The sequence below is a fragment of the Amycolatopsis albispora genome (assembly GCF_003312875.1).
Classification (GTDB): domain Bacteria; phylum Actinomycetota; class Actinomycetes; order Mycobacteriales; family Pseudonocardiaceae; genus Amycolatopsis; species Amycolatopsis albispora.
Window position 1 is genome coordinate 7327533 of record NZ_CP015163.1, and the last position, 15939, is coordinate 7343471.

Annotated in this window: 13 protein-coding genes; 4 read left to right on the top strand and 9 right to left on the bottom strand. The window is 72.1% G+C overall.

The genetic code is table 11. The features are described 5' to 3' along the window. Positions 1–61 precede the first annotated feature (61 nt). The 3 genes from A4R43_RS34820 to A4R43_RS34830 all read right to left on the bottom strand — a co-directional run bounded on the left by A4R43_RS34820 (position 62) and on the right by A4R43_RS34830 (position 4707). Positions 62–2725 (bottom strand): CHAT domain-containing protein, encoded by a 2664-nt coding sequence (locus tag A4R43_RS34820; RefSeq protein ID WP_236808465.1) that lies wholly within the window; start codon positions 2723–2725, stop codon positions 62–64. Positions 2726–2835: 110 nt separating this feature from the next. Then, positions 2836–3063 (bottom strand): hypothetical protein, encoded by a 228-nt coding sequence (locus A4R43_RS34825; RefSeq protein ID WP_113695966.1) that lies wholly within the window; start codon positions 3061–3063, stop codon positions 2836–2838. 195 nt (positions 3064–3258) lie between these two features. Further along, positions 3259–4707, bottom strand: a complete 1449-nt coding sequence (locus A4R43_RS34830; protein WP_113698082.1) for an aldehyde dehydrogenase family protein — start codon at positions 4705–4707, stop codon at positions 3259–3261. Positions 4708–4844: 137 nt separating this feature from the next. Here A4R43_RS34830 and guaA point away from each other — a divergent pair, with 137 nt between their 5' ends. Further along, a complete protein-coding gene (gene guaA, locus A4R43_RS34835; protein ID WP_113695967.1) occupies positions 4845–6401 on the top strand; it encodes a glutamine-hydrolyzing GMP synthase in 1557 nt (518 codons plus the stop codon). A gap of 49 nt (positions 6402–6450) precedes the next feature. On the opposite strand, the gene A4R43_RS34840 is transcribed toward guaA, so the two are convergent. Then, on the bottom strand, positions 6451–6642 hold the full coding sequence (locus A4R43_RS34840; protein WP_113698083.1) for a hypothetical protein: 192 nt from the start codon (positions 6640–6642) through the stop codon (positions 6451–6453). A 19-nt stretch (positions 6643–6661) separates the two neighbouring features. Continuing rightward, on the bottom strand, positions 6662–7930 hold the full coding sequence (locus tag A4R43_RS34845) for a PspC domain-containing protein (protein ID WP_236808466.1): 1269 nt from the start codon (positions 7928–7930) through the stop codon (positions 6662–6664). A 128-nt stretch (positions 7931–8058) separates the two neighbouring features. On the opposite strand from A4R43_RS34845, the gene A4R43_RS34850 reads away from it, so the two are divergent. Both A4R43_RS34850 and A4R43_RS34855 read left to right on the top strand, forming a co-directional pair. Continuing rightward, positions 8059–9402 (top strand): ATP-binding protein, encoded by a 1344-nt coding sequence (locus A4R43_RS34850; protein ID WP_113698084.1) that lies wholly within the window; start codon positions 8059–8061, stop codon positions 9400–9402. Further along, positions 9399–10067, top strand: coding sequence for a response regulator (locus tag A4R43_RS34855; RefSeq protein ID WP_113695969.1), 669 nt, complete (start codon positions 9399–9401; stop codon positions 10065–10067). The genes A4R43_RS34850 and A4R43_RS34855 overlap by 4 nt, the downstream gene beginning before the upstream one ends. 114 nt (positions 10068–10181) lie before the next feature. On the opposite strand, the gene A4R43_RS34860 is transcribed toward A4R43_RS34855, so the two are convergent. Beyond that, complete coding sequence (locus A4R43_RS34860; protein ID WP_113695970.1) at positions 10182–11105, bottom strand: DMT family transporter; 924 nt, start codon at positions 11103–11105, stop codon at positions 10182–10184. Between the two features lie 101 nt (positions 11106–11206). Here A4R43_RS34860 and A4R43_RS34865 point away from each other — a divergent pair, with 101 nt between their 5' ends. Further along, complete coding sequence (locus A4R43_RS34865) at positions 11207–12115, top strand: LysR family transcriptional regulator (protein WP_113695971.1); 909 nt, start codon at positions 11207–11209, stop codon at positions 12113–12115. Here A4R43_RS34865 and A4R43_RS34870 read toward each other — a convergent pair. From A4R43_RS34870 to A4R43_RS34880, 3 genes are all read right to left on the bottom strand, one after another. Then, positions 12093–13118 carry a serine/threonine-protein kinase gene (locus A4R43_RS34870; RefSeq protein WP_113695972.1) on the bottom strand — a complete coding sequence of 342 codons (1026 nt, stop codon included), beginning with the start codon at positions 13116–13118 and terminating at the stop codon, positions 12093–12095. The two genes, A4R43_RS34865 and A4R43_RS34870, sit on opposite strands and share 23 nt — an antisense overlap. A 96-nt stretch (positions 13119–13214) precedes the next feature. Continuing rightward, positions 13215–14768 (bottom strand): serine/threonine-protein kinase, encoded by a 1554-nt coding sequence (locus tag A4R43_RS34875; RefSeq protein WP_113695973.1) that lies wholly within the window; start codon positions 14766–14768, stop codon positions 13215–13217. A 193-nt stretch (positions 14769–14961) separates the two neighbouring features. Further along, positions 14962–15816 (bottom strand): hypothetical protein, encoded by an 855-nt coding sequence (locus A4R43_RS34880; RefSeq protein ID WP_113695974.1) that lies wholly within the window; start codon positions 15814–15816, stop codon positions 14962–14964. Between the last annotated feature and the right edge of the window lie 123 nt (positions 15817–15939).

Sequence of the window (15939 nt, forward strand, 5' to 3'; positions counted from 1 at the left end):
GCCAGACAGGTTGACGAGTTCTCCGGTTAGGCGGTACCGGGTCAGGGTGGGCGTCAGTAACTCAGGAGCCGCCGGAGCCGAGGCAGATGAACGGGCGGCGCAGGGGATCGACCCCGACGGCGTCGGCGAGGGCGGTGGCCGGTGGCACGTTGGCGGCCAGCGCGCGGTGGTAGTCGTCCATGGCGGCGGCCGCGGGGTGGTCGCCGACCCGGCTGGCCGCGGCGACCACGGTGCGGGTCCCGCTCGCCAGCAGCGCGCCGGCGAAGCCGAGCGCCTCGTCGCCCGGCCGGATCAGGTTCAGCGCGAGTTCGCAGGCCGCCAGCACGACCTGCCGCGGTGGTCTTCGCAGCGCGGCGACCTCGTGCGCGAACAGCGCGCCGTCGGCCAGTTCGAGCTTCGAGAACAACGCGTTGTCCGGCTCGTGTGAGCCGTGCGCGGCGATGTGCGCGAGGTCCACGCCGTCGAGCGCGTCGAGCACCGTGCGCACGTCGGCGCGCTCGGCCGCGTACTGCGTGGCGTGCCGGTGGTGGGCCGCCAGCTTGTCGATCTCGCCGGTCGCCGCCAGCAGGTTCGGGCCGCGCACCAGCACGGTGCCCTCGGCGTCGGACTCCGGCTTGGCCGCGGCCAGCCACGCCGTCGCCGACGGGGCCACCACGATCGGCCGGTACCGCAGCGAGCCCAGCACGTTCCACGGCACCGCGTACAGCGCACCCGTCGGCACGAGCACGGCTTCGCGATCACCGAGAATGCCCAGCAGCGGCCGCATCAGCTGCGCGTCGAGCAGGTCGGCCTCCTTGCGCGCCGAAGCCGAGATCGCCTGCAGCAGCGGCTCCGCCAGGTGGTCGGGCGCCATCGCGTTCAGGTCGGCGTGCAGCCGCCGCGTCCGCTCGGCGGCCTCGCGTGCCGAGCCCAGCCGGACGATCCGCACCCGGCCGTCGTGCACCACCACCGCGAGCAGCTTGTCACCGGAGGCCGCGAAGCTGATCAGCACGCGGTCGCCGAGGCGGGCCGCGACGTCCTCGACCGTGGCGACCGGACGCGGCCGTCCCCAGCGGGTCGCCGCGTGCCAGCCGAGCCGCGTCGCCGCGTGCCGCAGTTCGTTGTAGCGGGCCTGCAGCCCGGCGACCGGCCTGCCGTCCAGCTTGGCCTCGCGCAGCGCGTGCCCGACGTGCCGGATCTCCGCGATCGACTCGACCAGCTGCGTGTTCTCCAGCCCCGACACCTGCTCGTAGCGGTACATCTGCGCCCGCGTGCGCTCCAGCCAGTTGAACAGCTGACGGGCCTCGGTGGCCGACTCGCCGCCGTCGAGCACCAGCCGCATCGCCAGGTCGCCCAATTCCTGGCCGTGCAGCGCGGTGCCGGAGACCAGCTCCAGCCCGCCCATGCGGTCACGGGCCTGCCCCAGCTCGGCCAGCCCGGCCCGCGCCTGCGCGAACGCCCGGCGCCGGTTGCCCTGCGCCGCCGCCAGTTCCGCCTTGCACAGGCGCAGCAGCATGCGGTGCTCGAGCGGGGTGTGCGGCTTCGGGCGAGGCACGCGGCGCAGCAGCTCACTCGCGTGGTCGACCCGGCCGCGACGCACTTCCAGTTGCGCGGCAAGGGTTCTCGCCAACGCGGCGTCCTCGCCGAGGCGCAGATCGGACAGTCGCGCGGCGAGCTGTCCCGCGGTGGACACCAGCGCGGCGGGCACCCGGCCGCTGGACAGCGCGCGCATCGTGCGCACCCGCAGGCCGAGCAACTCCGCGACGGTCGCCCAGCCCTCGGTGCCACGCCGCCGCATCCGCCGCTGCGCCGAGCCCGCGAGCTGTTGCGCGGTCTGCAGATCACCTTCGAGCAGGGCGGCGGCCGCGCGGAACAGCTCGGCCTCACCGAGATCCTGGCTGACCCGCTGGCGGCGCATCTGCGGCAGCACCTCGTCCAGGTGCCGCCCGGCTTCCACCGCCAGCCCGGCGCCGAGCAGCGCCTGCGCCTGGTCGATCCGCAGCCGGTAGAGCATGTCGGGGCCGAGTTCGAGATAGGCGCGCTCGGCTTCGCCGTAGTGGTACAGCGCCTGCGGCAGCCTGCCGAGCCGCTTCTCCAGATCGCCCAGCATGTGCTGGAGGTAGGCGGTTTTCTGCGGGAAGTCGTACTCCGCGGCCAGCTCGCTCGCGTAGTCGAGGTCCCGCCGCGCTTCGGCGAGCCTGCCGAGAATGACAAAGGACAGACCGCGGTTGCTGACCGACGCCACCAGCGCCTCGGTCAGCCGTTCGCGGTCACCGTCGCCGGCTTCGGCGACCAGCCGCCTGCGGTGCGTGATCGCCGACTCCATCAGCGGCAGGCTGGCCTCGTCCCAGCCCGCGCGGCCCAGCAGCGTGCCGTGGATGTGGTCCATGAAGCCGCGGAGTTCGGTTTGGACCGGCCCCTCCGGCAGCTCGGCCAGCCGGGGGCGCACCGCGTCGAGGCGGGCGAGGCCGTCGGCGACGGTGCCGAACTCGGCTTCGGAGTAGGCGAGCCGGATCCACAGCTCGATGTGCAGCGCGAGCCAGCGCGCGTCGGTTTCGGCTTCGGCGGAGATCGTCTCCAGCAGGGCGAGACCGCGCCGGAACAGGCGCATCGCCTCGCGTTCGCGGCCGGCGTGCCGGATCCGCACGGCCGTTTCGTGCAGTTCGGCTACCTGGTCCAGTACCGCTTCGCGGGCACGGGGACGCCGGTGCCGCCGGGTCGCTCCGGAATCGGTAGAAGCGGCCACTCGACTATCAGACCACATGAGGCCGGTGAACGAAGTCCGCCGGGCGGGGGGATCCCGCCCGGCGGAAGGCTACGGTGACGACCTCGGTGACTTCAGCTACCTGAGTGACCTCAGGACGCGGGGACGCTGGTGTTGCGCGGGCCCTGGGTCGTGGGGTCGGTGCTGGTGTTGCGCGGCCCCTGGGTGGTCGGGTTCGTGCTGGTGTTGCGCGGACCCTGCGTGGTCGGGTCGGTGCTGGTGTTGCGCGGGCCCTGGGTCGTCGGGTCGGTGGCGGTGTTGCGCGGGCCGTCCGGGGTGGTTTCGTCCTCCGGGACCAGTTCCTCCGTGGGCGTGCTCATATCGCTTCCTCCCTCGTGAATGCGCCGGTGGCGGCGCAGCCAACCTTTTCCGCTCGTCGCAAGCTGTGCTGGTGCTTTGCAGGTTGCGACGCTGGGTGTCCGGATCAGGTTCCCCCCAAGGAACCTTGGCTGAAGGTACCGCACGAATGGAGGTATGGGAATTACTATATGCGCTGACCTTGAACTGTATTAGTCCTAAAGAGTGATGCCGGTCAGTACGGTTACCTTCTCCTCCGTCAGGTCCGCCATCGCCGCCGGCACGCCTTCGCGGCCCCGTCCCGAGCCCTTGACCCCGCCATACGGCATCTGGTCGGCGCGGTAGGACGGCACGTCACCGATGATCACCCCGCCGGTCTCCAGTTCCGCCGACGCGCGGAAGGCGAGCCCGACATCACGCGTGAAAACGCCTGCCTGGAGCCCGTATCGCGAATCGTTCACCGCGGCGAAGGCGGCGTCGGCGGAATCCACCACGGAAATCGCGAGCACCGGCCCGAACACTTCTTCCGCCCATACTTTTGCCTCCGGCGGCACGTCGGTGAGCAAGGTCGGTTCGACCGTCGCGCCCGTCCGGCCACCACCGGTCAGCACGCGCGCGCCCGCGTCGACGGCTTCACCGATCCAGGTAACGATCCGGGCAGCCGCGGCTTCGTCCACCACGGGGCCGACCTCGACCTCGGTGTCGTACGGGTCGCCCGTCCGCAGCCCGCGCACCGCCTCGGTCAGCACGGGCACGAACTCGTCGGCGACGGCGCGCTCGACGATCACCCGCTGCACCGCGATGCACGACTGGCCTGCCTGGTAGTTGCCGAAGGTGGCGATGCGCCGCGCGGCCCCGGCGAGGTCCGGCCAGTCGGCCAGTACCACGGCCGCCGCGTTGCCGCCGAGTTCGAGCACCACGTGCTTGCGCGCGGCCGCGTCGGCGATCGACCAGCCGACCGGGCCGGAGCCGGTGAACGACACCACCGGCAGCCGGGGATCGGCCACCAGTGCCGAGGTTTCCTCGTTTCCCAGCGGCAGCACGGAAAACGCGCCGTCCGGCAGGTCCGTCTCGGCCAGGATCTCCCCGAGGATCAACGCCGACAGCGGGGTGCGCGGCGCGGGCTTGACGATGATCGGCGCACCGACCGCGAGCGCGGGCGCGACCTTGTGCGCCACCAGGTTCAGCGGGAAGTTGAACGGCGCGATGCCGAGCACCGGTCCGCGTGGCACCCGCCGGACCAGCGCCAGCCTGCCCTCACCGCCTTCGTCGGTGTCCAGCCGCTGCAGCTGCCCGTCGAACCGGCGGGCCTCCTCGGCGGCGATCCGGAACACCGAGATCGCGCGCCGCACCTCGACCTCCGACCACTTCAGCGGCTTGCCGTTCTCCGCGGTGATCACCTCGGCGATCTCCTCGGCGCGTTCGGTGAGCGCCCGCGACACGTGCTCGAGCACCGCGGCGTGCTGGTGCGCCGGGCGGCGGCGGAACTCGGCGGCCACCGCGGCGGCCTTCGCCACCGCGCGCTCGACCTGCTCCGGGCCGGGCACGGCGACCGTGGCCACCTCGCTGCCGTCGAACGGGTGGGTCACCTCGAGCGTGCTCGCGCCCTGCTCGGGCAGCCCGGCGATCCAGGCGGGACGGGGTTCGGGGGTGAACGCTTCCTCGATCACGCGGCAGGCACCTCCCGCACCCGGTCGTGCCCGCGTGTGTTCGCCGGTCCGCAGCTCAGCGTGGCTCGCATCCCCGTCCTTTCCTCGAAGTCATCACCTGCGACGATAGTGCGCGAGGAGAAGGAGGTCGGCGAGTGAACAGCAGCACCGGGCCGGTGCTCGTGGTGGACTTCGGGGCGCAGTACGCGCAGCTGATCGCGCGGCGCGTCCGCGAGGCCCAGGTCTACTCCGAGGTGGTACCGCACACCGCCGCAGTCGACGAGCTGCTGGCGAAGAACCCGTCCGCGATCATCCTTTCGGGTGGACCGTCCAGTGTGTACGAAGAGGGCGCGCCCGCGATGGATCCGGCGCTGGTCGAGGCCGGGGTGCCGGTGTTCGGCATCTGCTACGGCTTCCAGCTGCTGGCACAGGCGCTGGGCGGCACCGTGGAGGCGACCGGGGCGCGCGAGTACGGCCGCACCGAGGTCAAGGTCACCGGTGACGGTGGTGTCTTGCACGAGGAGTTGCCGACGCGCCACCCGGCGTGGATGAGCCACGGCGACAGCGTGACCAAGGCCCCCGAGGGCGCGGTGGTCACCGCCACCTCCGAAGGCGCGCCGGTGGCCGGGTTCGAGAACACCGAGCGCCGCATCGCCGGCGTGCAGTACCACCCCGAGGTGGGGCACTCCCCGCACGGGCAGGAGGTGCTGCGCCGGTTCCTGCACGAGATCGCCGGCATCCGTCCACAGTGGACAACCGCGTCCATTGTGGAGGACCAGATCGCCGCGATCTCCGCCCAGGTCGGTGCCGGCAGGGCGATCTGCGGGCTGTCCGGCGGGGTGGACTCGGCGGTGGCCGCCACCCTGGTGCAGCGCGCCATCGGCGACCGGCTCACCTGCGTTTTCGTCGACCACGGCCTGCTGCGCTCGGGCGAGCGCACCCAGGTCGAGCGGGACTTCGTCGCCGCGACCGGGGTGAACCTGGTCACCGTGGACGCCCGTGAGCGGTTCCTCGACGCACTCGCCGGGGTCACCGATCCCGAGCAGAAGCGCAAGATCATCGGCCGCGAGTTCATCCGCGTGTTCGAGCAGGCCGAGCGCGACCTCAAGGCGCAGGGCGACTACCGGTTCCTGGTGCAGGGCACGCTCTACCCGGACGTGGTCGAGTCCGGCGGCGGCGCGGGCACCTCGAACATCAAGAGCCACCACAACGTCGGCGGCCTGCCGGAGGACCTGGCGTTCGAACTGGTCGAGCCGCTGCGGCTGCTGTTCAAGGACGAGGTGCGCCGGGTCGGCCTCGAGCTGGGCCTGCCGGAGACGATCGTGCACCGGCAGCCGTTCCCCGGGCCGGGGCTGGGCATCCGGATCATCGGCGAGGTCACCGCGGACCGGCTGGCCACGCTGCGGGCGGCGGACGCGATCGCGCGCGAGGAGCTGACCGCGGCCGGGATGGACCGCGACATCTGGCAGTGCCCGGTGGTGCTGCTGGCGGACGTGCGCAGCGTCGGCGTGCAGGGCGACGGGCGGACCTACGGGCACCCGGTGGTGCTGCGGCCGGTGTCCAGTGAGGACGCGATGACCGCGGACTGGACCCGCCTGCCGTACGAGGTGCTCGAGCGCATCTCCACCCGGATCACCAACGAGGTGGCCGAGGTGAACCGCGTGGTGCTGGACGTGACGAGCAAGCCGCCGGGCACCATCGAGTGGGAGTAAGCGGAAAGGGCCCCCGGACGATTCCGGGGGCCCTTTCCGTTGAGTGGGGTTATCGCTTCTTGCCGCTGAACGAGGCGCCGAGCAGCAGCAGGCCGATCAGCACCGCGGCCCCGGCCACCAGCCACCGCGGGTCGAACCCGGGCAGCGGCAGCGCGCCGTCGGTCAGCACGTAGGCCGAAGCGCCGAGCGTGGCGATCCCGATCAGCAGGGTGAACACGTCCACCCGGCGGGCCGGCTTCATGGTCTCGCGGTCGGTTTCCTCAGCCACGGCGCACCTCCACGTTGCCAGCCGAAGTGGTCACGGTCAGGTTGTACTTCGGGCCGCCCGGGCCGTCACTGCCCTGGTCGGTCACGGTGATCGGCGCGTTGCCGAGCCCGCTGTGCTCGCGGCCGAGGCATTCGATGTCCCCGACCGGGCTCTCACAGGTGACCTGCACGTCGGCGTTGTCCGGCACGATCACCGTCGAGTTGCCGACCGAGCTGCGCACGGTGGCGGTGACCGGGGTGTCCGGGGGCAGTTCGGTCAGGTCGAGATCGATGTTGCCCGCGGTCTGCTCGTAGACCGGGCGCAGCTCGGCCGCGGACCGCGGCGTGGCGTCGAGATTGCCGACCCCGCCGCCGACGGCGTGGAACGGCACCGCGGTCAGCGCCACCCCGGCGATGGACAGCGGCACGGCCAGCCCGATCAGGCCGCGCCCGCCGCCGGTGAGCGCACCGGCGACCAGGCCGACGCCGAGCACACCGAGCGTCACGCCGATGATGTGCGCCGGGCTGAACCACCCCACGCCGGAGATGCCGAGCGTGGTCAGCACACCCGCGGTGACCAGCGCCACGGCGAAGGTGACCTTGCCGATCGGGGAGGTGCGCCGGCGCGGGACCGGCGGGGCCGGTGGCTCGTCGGCGAGCACCGGCGCCGGGTGGGGATCGGGCAGATCCCAGGCGAACGGCGCCGCGCCGAGCGGGTCCCACCGCGGGGGCGCGTCGGGGCTGCTGGACACGGTGGTACCTCCGTCGGTCATGGTGAAGCCCGCGTCGTGGCCCGGAGCGGGCGGCACGGCGGGCCGGTTGAACTGGCCGCGGCTGCGGTGCAGCAGGTACAGCGCCAGCAGGATCAGGCCGAGGCCGAAGAACCCGCCGCCGTCGAACCAGTTGCCCGCGAACGACCACGGGATGACGAAGAACAGCGAGCAGGCCAGCACCACGGTGAAGGCGGGGTTCATCGACGTCTGGCCGCGGCCGATCAGGCCCTCGATCGGTGACACCTCGTCGTGCTCGTCGGCGAACAGCAGCCAGCCGACGACGTACAGCCCGATGCCGATGCCGCCGAACACGGTCGCGGCGACCAGCGCCACGCGCACCACCACCGGGTCGATGCCGTACCGGTTGCCGATCCCGGCCGCCACCCCGGCGACCTTCCGCCCCTGCTTCGGCCGACGCGGGCGGCTCGCCCAGAAGTCCTTGACGGTCTCTTCGAAACCGTTCAGCCCCGGTTTCGAAGTTTCCGGCGGCTGCGTCGATGTCCCACTCATGCCATCGAGAATGCGCTCCGGGCCGCGTGCGCACATCCGGGATGTCCCCTGAACTTGCTCAGGGGCGCGCGGACCCGGGTCCGCCTCGGGGGTTTCCCTGATGACCCCGGCGCGTGCGGCGTGTGACCATGGGCGACGTGCCAGAACAGGTCCAGCGAACCCACGAAGCGGCGCCGCCGGAGGCGGAGACCGTGGTGATCCCCGCGCCGCGCTCGGCCGTCGCGGAGGCGGGCCCGCCCAAGATGTACCGGCGGCGGTCCGGCCGCGCGGTGGCCGGTGTGGCCGGCGGCCTCGCCGACCACCTCGGCGTCCGCGTGCTGTGGGTGCGGATGACCTTCGCCCTGCTCGGCGGGCTGGGCGGGGTCGGCCTGTTCGCCTACGGGCTGCTCTGGGTGTTCGTGCCGCAGAACGCCAAGGAGGAGAAGAAGGAGGGCACCGCCAAGGACCGCCAGCAGGCGTTCGGGCTGATCGCGCTCGGCGTCGGCCTGTCGGTGGCCGGGGGTGCGCTGAGCGGGTTGTTCAGCGGCTGGGTGGCCGCGCCGCTGACGGTCGCGCTGATCGGCGCGGCGGTGGTCTGGCGGGAGGCCGACGAGTCGCAGCGCCGCCGCTGGCGCGCCGGGGCGAAAACGGGTGTGGTCGGCACGCTGTCCGGGGCGGGCGGCTGGTCGGCGGCGATCCGCATCCTGGCCGGGGCGGCGCTGGTGATGACCGGGGTCGGGGTGGTGCTGCTCCGCTCGGGGAGCATGGAGCAGATCCAGTTCGCGTTGCTCGCGGTGCTGGCCACGCTGATCGGGGTGGCGGTGCTGACCGTGCCGTTCTGGGTGCGGATGGTCCGCGACCTCGGGGAGGAGCGCCGGGCCCGCATCCGCACCGAGGAACGCGCCGAGATCGCCGCGCACCTGCACGACTCGGTGCTGCAGACGCTCGCGTTGATCCAGAAGCAGTCGGGTGACCCGCGGGAGGTCGCGCGGCTGGCCAGGGGGCAGGAGCGGCAGCTGCGCAGCTGGCTGTACGGGCCGTCGGGGTACGGGGACAAGGAGAAGTCGGGGTCGGAGGGGCTCGCGCAGTCCGGGGGACGGCTGTCCGAGGCCATCGCGACCGCGTGCGGGGAAGTGGAGGACAGCTTCGCGATCTCGGTCCAGCAGGTGGTGGTCGGGGAGGCCGAGCTGGACGAGCCGCTGACCGCGCTGGTGCAGGCCGCGCGGGAGGCCATCGTCAACGCGGCCAAGCACGCCGGGGTGGACGAGGTCAGCGTGTACGCCGAGGTGGAGCCGACGGCGGTGACGGTTTTTGTGCGCGACCGGGGGAAGGGCTTCGATCCGGACGCGGTGCCGGACGACCGGCATGGCCTCGCGGACTCGATCCGGGGGAGGATGGAGCGCAACGGCGGCAAGTGCCGCCTGCGCACCGCCCCTGGCGAGGGCACCGAGGTGCAGTTGGAGATGCCGCTCAAGGTTGGGAAGGTCGCGTGACGGACGAAGCGAAGCAGCCGGTTTCGGTGTTCCTGGTGGACGACCACGCTTTGTTCCGCGCGGGGGTGCGGACCGAGCTGGAGTCCATCACCGAGGAGGTGCGGGTGGTCGGCGAGGCGGGGTCCGTCGCCGAGGCGGTGGCGGGGATCGCGCGCACCCGCCCGCAGGTGGTGCTGCTCGACGTGCACATGCCGGACGGTGGTGGCGCCGAGGTGCTGCGCCGGGTCCGGCCGGAGCTGCCGGACGTGGTGTTCCTGGCGCTTTCGGTGTCGGACGCGGCCGAGGACGTGATCGCGGTGATCCGGGCGGGGGCCCGGGGGTATGTCACCAAGACGATCTCGTCGAAGGAACTGGTCCGGGCGGTGGTGCGCGTCTCCGACGGGGACGCGGTCTTCTCGCCGCGGCTGGCGGGCTTCGTGCTGGACGCCTTCGCCGACCGGCCCGGTTCGGCGCCGATCAGCGACCCCGAACTGGACCTGCTCACCCCGCGAGAGCGCGACGTGCTGCGGCTGCTCGCGCGCGGGTACGCCTACAAGGAGATCGCGTCGGAGCTGTTCATCTCGGTGAAGACGGTGGAGACGCACGTGTCGAGCGTGCTTCGGAAGACCCAGCTGTCCAACCGCTACGAGCTTTCCCGCTGGGCCTCCGACCGCCGCCTGGTCTGAGTTGGACGTTTGAAGTGGTTTGCGTGACGGTGCGGGTCGCGGAACCTCAGAACCCGCTGCGGTGCGAGTTGCCGGCCCACCGCAAGCGGCTGCGCCGCTTCGTCTGAGCTGGAGCTACTTGGCCGGAGCCGGTTCGACGGGAACCGGCTCCAGTTCGAGGTGGGCTGCCCGGCGCTTCACCCTGGTCAGCGCCACGCCGGCCAGCACGATCACCATGCCGGCCATCACCCGCAGGTCCAGCTGCTCACTGAGGAACAGGCTCCCCAGCAGCACCGAAACCACCGGCAGCAGGTACCCCACCGTCGACGCGGCCACCGCGCCCTCGGTCTCCAGCAGCCGGTAGTTCATCGCGAACGCGATACCGGTGGAGAACACGCCGAGCACCGCCACCGCGACGAAGGCACCGAGGTCGAAGTGCACCGGCGTGGTACCGCCGACCGGCATCGCCAGCAGGATGAACCCGCTGGCCAGCAGCATCTGCGTGCCCGCCAGCACGATCGGCGACGACCCGCTGCGCGAGAGGTACCGCTCCTCGTAGACAAAAACGAAGCCGTAGCTGGCCGAGGCCGCGAGGCAGGCCAGCGCACCCCAGCTGAGCAGGCCGGACGCCTGCCACGGCGCGAAGATCAACGCGGTGCCCGCCAGCCCGAGCACCAGCCCGGCGCCCTTCGCCAGGCCCATCCGGCGCTCCATCCCCCACAGCAGCGCGACCAGCAACGCCCACAGCGGCGTGGTCGCGTTGATCACGCCGGTGATGCCGGAGTCCACCGTCTGCTCGCCGATCGCGAAGAGCAGGAACGGCAGCGCGCAGTGGAACAGCCCGGCGATGGCCAGGTGGAACCACAGCCGCCGGTCGGACGGCAGCCGGTGGCGGTTGAGCAGGCAGAGCAGCAGGAGCACCCCCGCCCCGAGCACCAGCCTGCCCAGCACGAGCTGCACCGGCGAGAACGCGTGCAGCCCCAGCTTGATCCAGAAGAAGCTCGACCCCCACATGAGTGCGAGCGCGCCCATCCGCAACAGGGTCTTCGTTTCGGTCACCCCAGCCTCCCTCGAGTACGGCTCCAGCCTCGCCACGCCGAGGGGTAAGGACAAGCGAAATCTTCTGCACTGATCTGTTAGCAGAACTGTAAAATCGCGGCATGCTCGACTTCCGTCGCATGCAGGTGCTGAACGCCGTGATCACCAGCGGTTCGATCTCCGCGGCGGCCCGCAGCCTCGGCTACACGCCGTCGGCGCTGAGCCAGCAGCTGTCCACCCTGGAACGCGAAGCGGGCACGCCCCTGCTCGAACGCGCGGGCCGCGGCGTGCGCCCCACCCCGGCCGGCCGCCTGCTCGCCGAGCACGCCGAAGTACTGGGCAACCAGCTTTTGCGGGCAGAAGCAGCGTTGGCCGAGCTGAAGGACGGGCGGACCGGCAGCCTGTCCATCCGGTACTTCGCCACCGCGGGCGCGGCGCTGGTCCCGCCCGCGGTCGCCGCCGTGCGCCGCGACTTCCCCGGGGTCCGGCTCAGCCTGAAGCTGACCGAGCCGGAGGACCCGCTGCCCGCGGTCGAGTCCGGCGAGACCGACTTCGCCATCGTCGTGGTGCCGCGCCAGGGCAGGCCCGCGAAGAACGTCGACCTGTTCCCGCTGCTCGACGACCCGTACCGGGCTGTGCTGCCCAAGTGGCACCCGCTGGCCTCGAAGGAGGTCATCGAGCTGGCCGAGCTGGGCGGCGAACCGTGGGTCGGCATCGAACCGCTCGGGCCCTGCCTCGACATCCTGCTCGGCGCCTGCGCCGAAGCTGGGTTCAAGCCGGAGTTCGCGGTCGAATCCGAGGACTACGCCACCGCGCAGGGCTTCGTCGCGGCCGGGCTCGGCGTGATGCTGATCCCCGAGCTGGGCCTCGGCTCACCGCACCCGGACGTGGTGGTGCGCCCGGTGGTCCGGCCGGACGTGGTCCGCTGCATCCACGCCGCGGTGGCCTGGCACGCGCGTGAGCTGCCGGTGGTCCGCCACCTGGTCGACGGCCTGCGGGCGGCGTCGGTCAGAGCAGGAACAGCTCGGTGAACGCGATCCCCATCGCCACCGCGAAGAAGATGGCCAGCGCCATCACCACCCAGCGGCGGATCTGATCGCCGGACGGGCTCGGCCGCTTCGCCTGCTGCAGCTGCTGTTGTTGCTGCTGCGGTGGCATCGGCGGCATCCCGCCGACGCGGGTCTGCTGCTGCGGCGGGACCGGCGGCGGGCTGTGCGGGGACGGCGGCGGCGTGGTCACCTCGGGCAGCGCGGTCGCGGTCGGCGGGATGAACGCGGTCTGCCTGCCGTCGGTGATCGCCTTCAGCGAGGTGATGATGTCGGACATGGTCGGCCGCGTCACCGGATCCGTCCGCAGCATCTTCGACAGCGCGCCGGAGAGCACCCCGGTGTGGTTGGGCTGCACCTGCGGCCCGGCGCCGTCCGGCCCCATCGGCGGCACGCCCTCCACCGCGGCGAACAGGGTCGCGCCCAGCGAATAGGCGTCGGAGGCGGTCGTCGGTGTCTCACCGCGGCGCATCTCGGGCGAGAGGTACGCCGGGTCGAGCCAGCCGGAGATGCCGATGTCAGTGAGTTTGACCCCGCCGTCGTCGGCGAGCAGCACGTTGCTCGGCTGCAGCCCGCGGTGCTGGATCCCGGCGGCGTGCGCGGCCATCAGCGCCGAGCCGAGCTGCACGCCGAGGAAGGCCGCCTGCTCCGGGGTGAGCCTGCCGTACTCGGCCAGGAAGTCGACCATGTTGCGCGAGGGCACGTACTCCATCGCGAGCCACACGTCGGCGCCGTCGCGGACCACGTCGTGCACGGTGATCGCGCAGGCGTGCGAGATCCGGGTGGCGTCGTGGCCCTGCTGCACGGCCAGCGCGCGGGCGTGCTCGGTCTGCTGCGGGTCGAGTCCCGACGGCAGGTAAAGCCGTTTCGCGGCCACGTTCCGGTGCAGGCGTGTGTCGTACGCCATCCAGACGATTCCCGCTCGCCCGCGCCCGATCGGCTGGTCCAGCCGATAGCGGCCGCCGACGAGCGCGCCCTGAGAACTCAATCAACTACCTCTGTCACGCCTACGATCCGGGGGTCTGGCCATATCCACACTAACCGGTGATCGACTGCCGCCGCGCCACAGCGAGCGTGAGCCTGCCTACTCAGTGCCGGTAGGCGGCGGGTCGCTCGGTTCCGGCGGGGTGGACTTCGTCGTCGTCGTGGTGGGCTTGGTCGTCGTCGGCTTCGTCGGCGTCGGCGTGTCCTTGGTCGGGGTGTTGTCCTTGGGCGGGGCCGAAGACGTCTGCTTCGGCGGCTCGGGCCGGTTCGAGGACTCCTCTTCCGCGCTCGACTCCACCACCGAGCTTTCCGTGCTCGACGGCGCGCTCGAACTGGGCGCGGGCGGCGGCGCGATCGGGTCGGCGTCCCCGGACTTGTTGTCGCCGGGCAGGAAGATCCACACACCCAGGGCGATCAGCGCGACCAGCACGATGCCGCCGATCGCGGCGGGCTTCTTCCACGCCGCCTTGCGCTCGTCGGCGGGCGGCGGCGGGGTGCCCTGCGGGGCGGGCTGGTAGTCGTAGCCGTCGTCGTCCGGGTACGGCTGGACCGGGGTCGGCGCCGCGACCGTGGTGGCGGCCGCCGCGCGGAACTGGTCGCTGTCGTAGTCCTCGTCCGGGTAACCGTCGGCGGGCGGGTAGCCGTCGTCCGGGCGGTTGTCGTAGAAGCCACCGGCGGCCGGCGCGTCGGACAGCGTGCCGGAGTACCCACCGGACAGCTCGTCGGGCTCCGGCATGGTCTTGGTGCCCAGCGCGCCCGCCACCGCACCGGCACCGAGCGCGGCGGCCGGCACGGCGTGCGTGGTGTCGGCCGGACCACCGAGCGGGGTCTCCCCGCGCGCGACCGCGTCCAGCAGTTCCTCGCACTCCTCGGCGGTCGGCCGGTGGCCGATCTCGGGGTGCAGCATCACCGCGAGCACGCTGGCCATCGGGCCGGACTGGCGCGGCGGGTTGATCTGCCCGGCGGCCACCGCGTGCAGCAGGCTCAGCGTGTTCTCGCTCAGCCCGAACGGCGGCTGGCCCTCGCAGGCCGCGTACAGCGTGGAGCCCAGCGAGAACACGTCCGACTCGGGGCCGGGGTCACCGCCGATGGCCACCTCGGGCGCCAGGTAGGCGGGCGTCCCGGCGATCATGCCGGTCTTGGTGACCGTGACGTCGTCCTTGGCCCGCGAGATGCCGAAGTCGGTGATCTTCACGTGGCCGTTGCCCGCGATCAGGATGTTGCCCGGCTTGATGTCGCGGTGCACGATGCCGACCGCGTGCGCCTCCTTGAGCGCCGCCGCGATCTGCGCGCCGATCCGCGCCACCTCCATCGGCGGCAGCGTTTTGTGCTCGTGCAGCACCTGCGCCAGGCTGGTGGAGTTCAGGTACTCCATGATCAGGCACGGCTGGCCGTTGTCGTCGGTGACCACGTCGAACACGGTGATCGCGTTCGGGTGGTGCAGCCGGGCGGCGATCCGGCCTTCACGCATGGTGCGCTGGCGCGCGTCCTCGGCTTCGTGCCCGTCGAGGCCCGGCTGCAGCAGCAGCTGCTTGATCGCGACCGTGCGCGCCAGTACCTCGTCGTGCGCCTGCCAGACGGCACCCATCGCGCCGGTGCCGATCTTCTGGACGATCCGGTACCGGCCGGCGACCAGGCGACCCTCGTCGCTCACGCGACCTCCTTCTGGTGCTCCACGGGCCCCGCGGTGGTGGAACTCGTGCCCGCTGAAGCGTATGCACAGGGGACGGCCGGTGGGCCGGTTTTGCCGAGACCGTCTCGTGACTAAGGCTAGGGCGTTAACTCTGCGCACACGCAGGCGGCACCCAACGCGTGGGTGTGCCTGGTCACGACGAGCGGTGGAGAGCCTAGGAAGTGTGCTGGGCGGCCAGCAACCGGGCCTCGGAGATCAATCCGCCGGCGGCGAACCACAGCTGCTGGGTGATCCGCAGCTGCCGCCCGTCGTCGTCGAACATGGTGACCACCGCCAGCACCGAGCCGTCCTGCTGCTCGCGCACGGTTTCCACGTGCACCGAGTCCATCGCGGTCCACGCGCGCACCAGGTCGCCGGGCTGGTCGCCCGCCAGTGCGCCGGTGAGCATGGACAGCGCACCGGACGGATCGACGTCCACCTGCCGGTAGAACTGCTCGACCAGCTCGCGCTTGCCCAGCGGGGTGCTGGTCGAGGTGCCCGCCGCCGGTGACACGGTGCTGGGCACCACGGGTGCGGTGCTGGTGTCTCCGGTGGTGGTGCTGCCGCTCTGACTGGTGGACGAGTTTGCCGAGGTCGCGGGCAGGGTGGGCTCGGTCGGCGCCGGTGCGCGTGGCGCCGGGATGGCAAACCCGCCCAGCGCGGCCGCGCCGGTGATGGCGGACTCCACCGGCGGCGCGGTGCCGATCCCGGAGTGCTCCGGCGGCCGGTCGCGCAGCATGGCGGCCGCGGCGATCGAGCCGGTCAGCAACGCGGCCGCGCCGAGCAGGCCGAACAGCTTGGACCGCCGAGCGAACCGGCTCTCCACCTCGGGCGGCGGGCTTTCCGGCCGCGCCGCCGGGCGCTCCGGCTCGGGCTCGGGGACCGGTTCGGGCAGGAACTTCTCCGGCGCGGCGAACACCTCCTCGAGGTGCGCGCGATCGACCAGTGGGTCGGCCAGCATCTCCGGCGGGACCACGTCCTCCACCCGGGTCCTGACCGGCTCCCGCTGGATCCCGGTTGTCTCGTGCACGCCTCCAGGTAACCGAACGGGCACGGCCCGGAGCCACCCTCGATCGGCGGATAGCCGCTGCGGCACGACGAACGGCAGTCAAGGCCACCCACATAGCCCAATGGCGGCCCGTTCACCGCTGGG

Excerpts from the sequence above, each read along its gene's own strand:
- A4R43_RS34845 (WP_236808466.1), bottom strand. The coding sequence starts at position 7,930 with ATGAGTGGGACATCGACGCAGCCGCCGGAAACTTCGAAACCGGGGCTG.
- A4R43_RS34865 (WP_113695971.1), top strand. The coding sequence starts at position 11,207 with ATGCTCGACTTCCGTCGCATGCAGGTGCTGAACGCCGTGATCACCAGC.
- A4R43_RS34825 (WP_113695966.1), bottom strand. The coding sequence starts at position 3,063 with ATGAGCACGCCCACGGAGGAACTGGTCCCGGAGGACGAAACCACCCCG.
- A4R43_RS34850 (WP_113698084.1), top strand. The coding sequence starts at position 8,059 with ATGGGCGACGTGCCAGAACAGGTCCAGCGAACCCACGAAGCGGCGCCG.
- A4R43_RS34840 (WP_113698083.1), bottom strand. The coding sequence starts at position 6,642 with ATGAAGCCGGCCCGCCGGGTGGACGTGTTCACCCTGCTGATCGGGATC.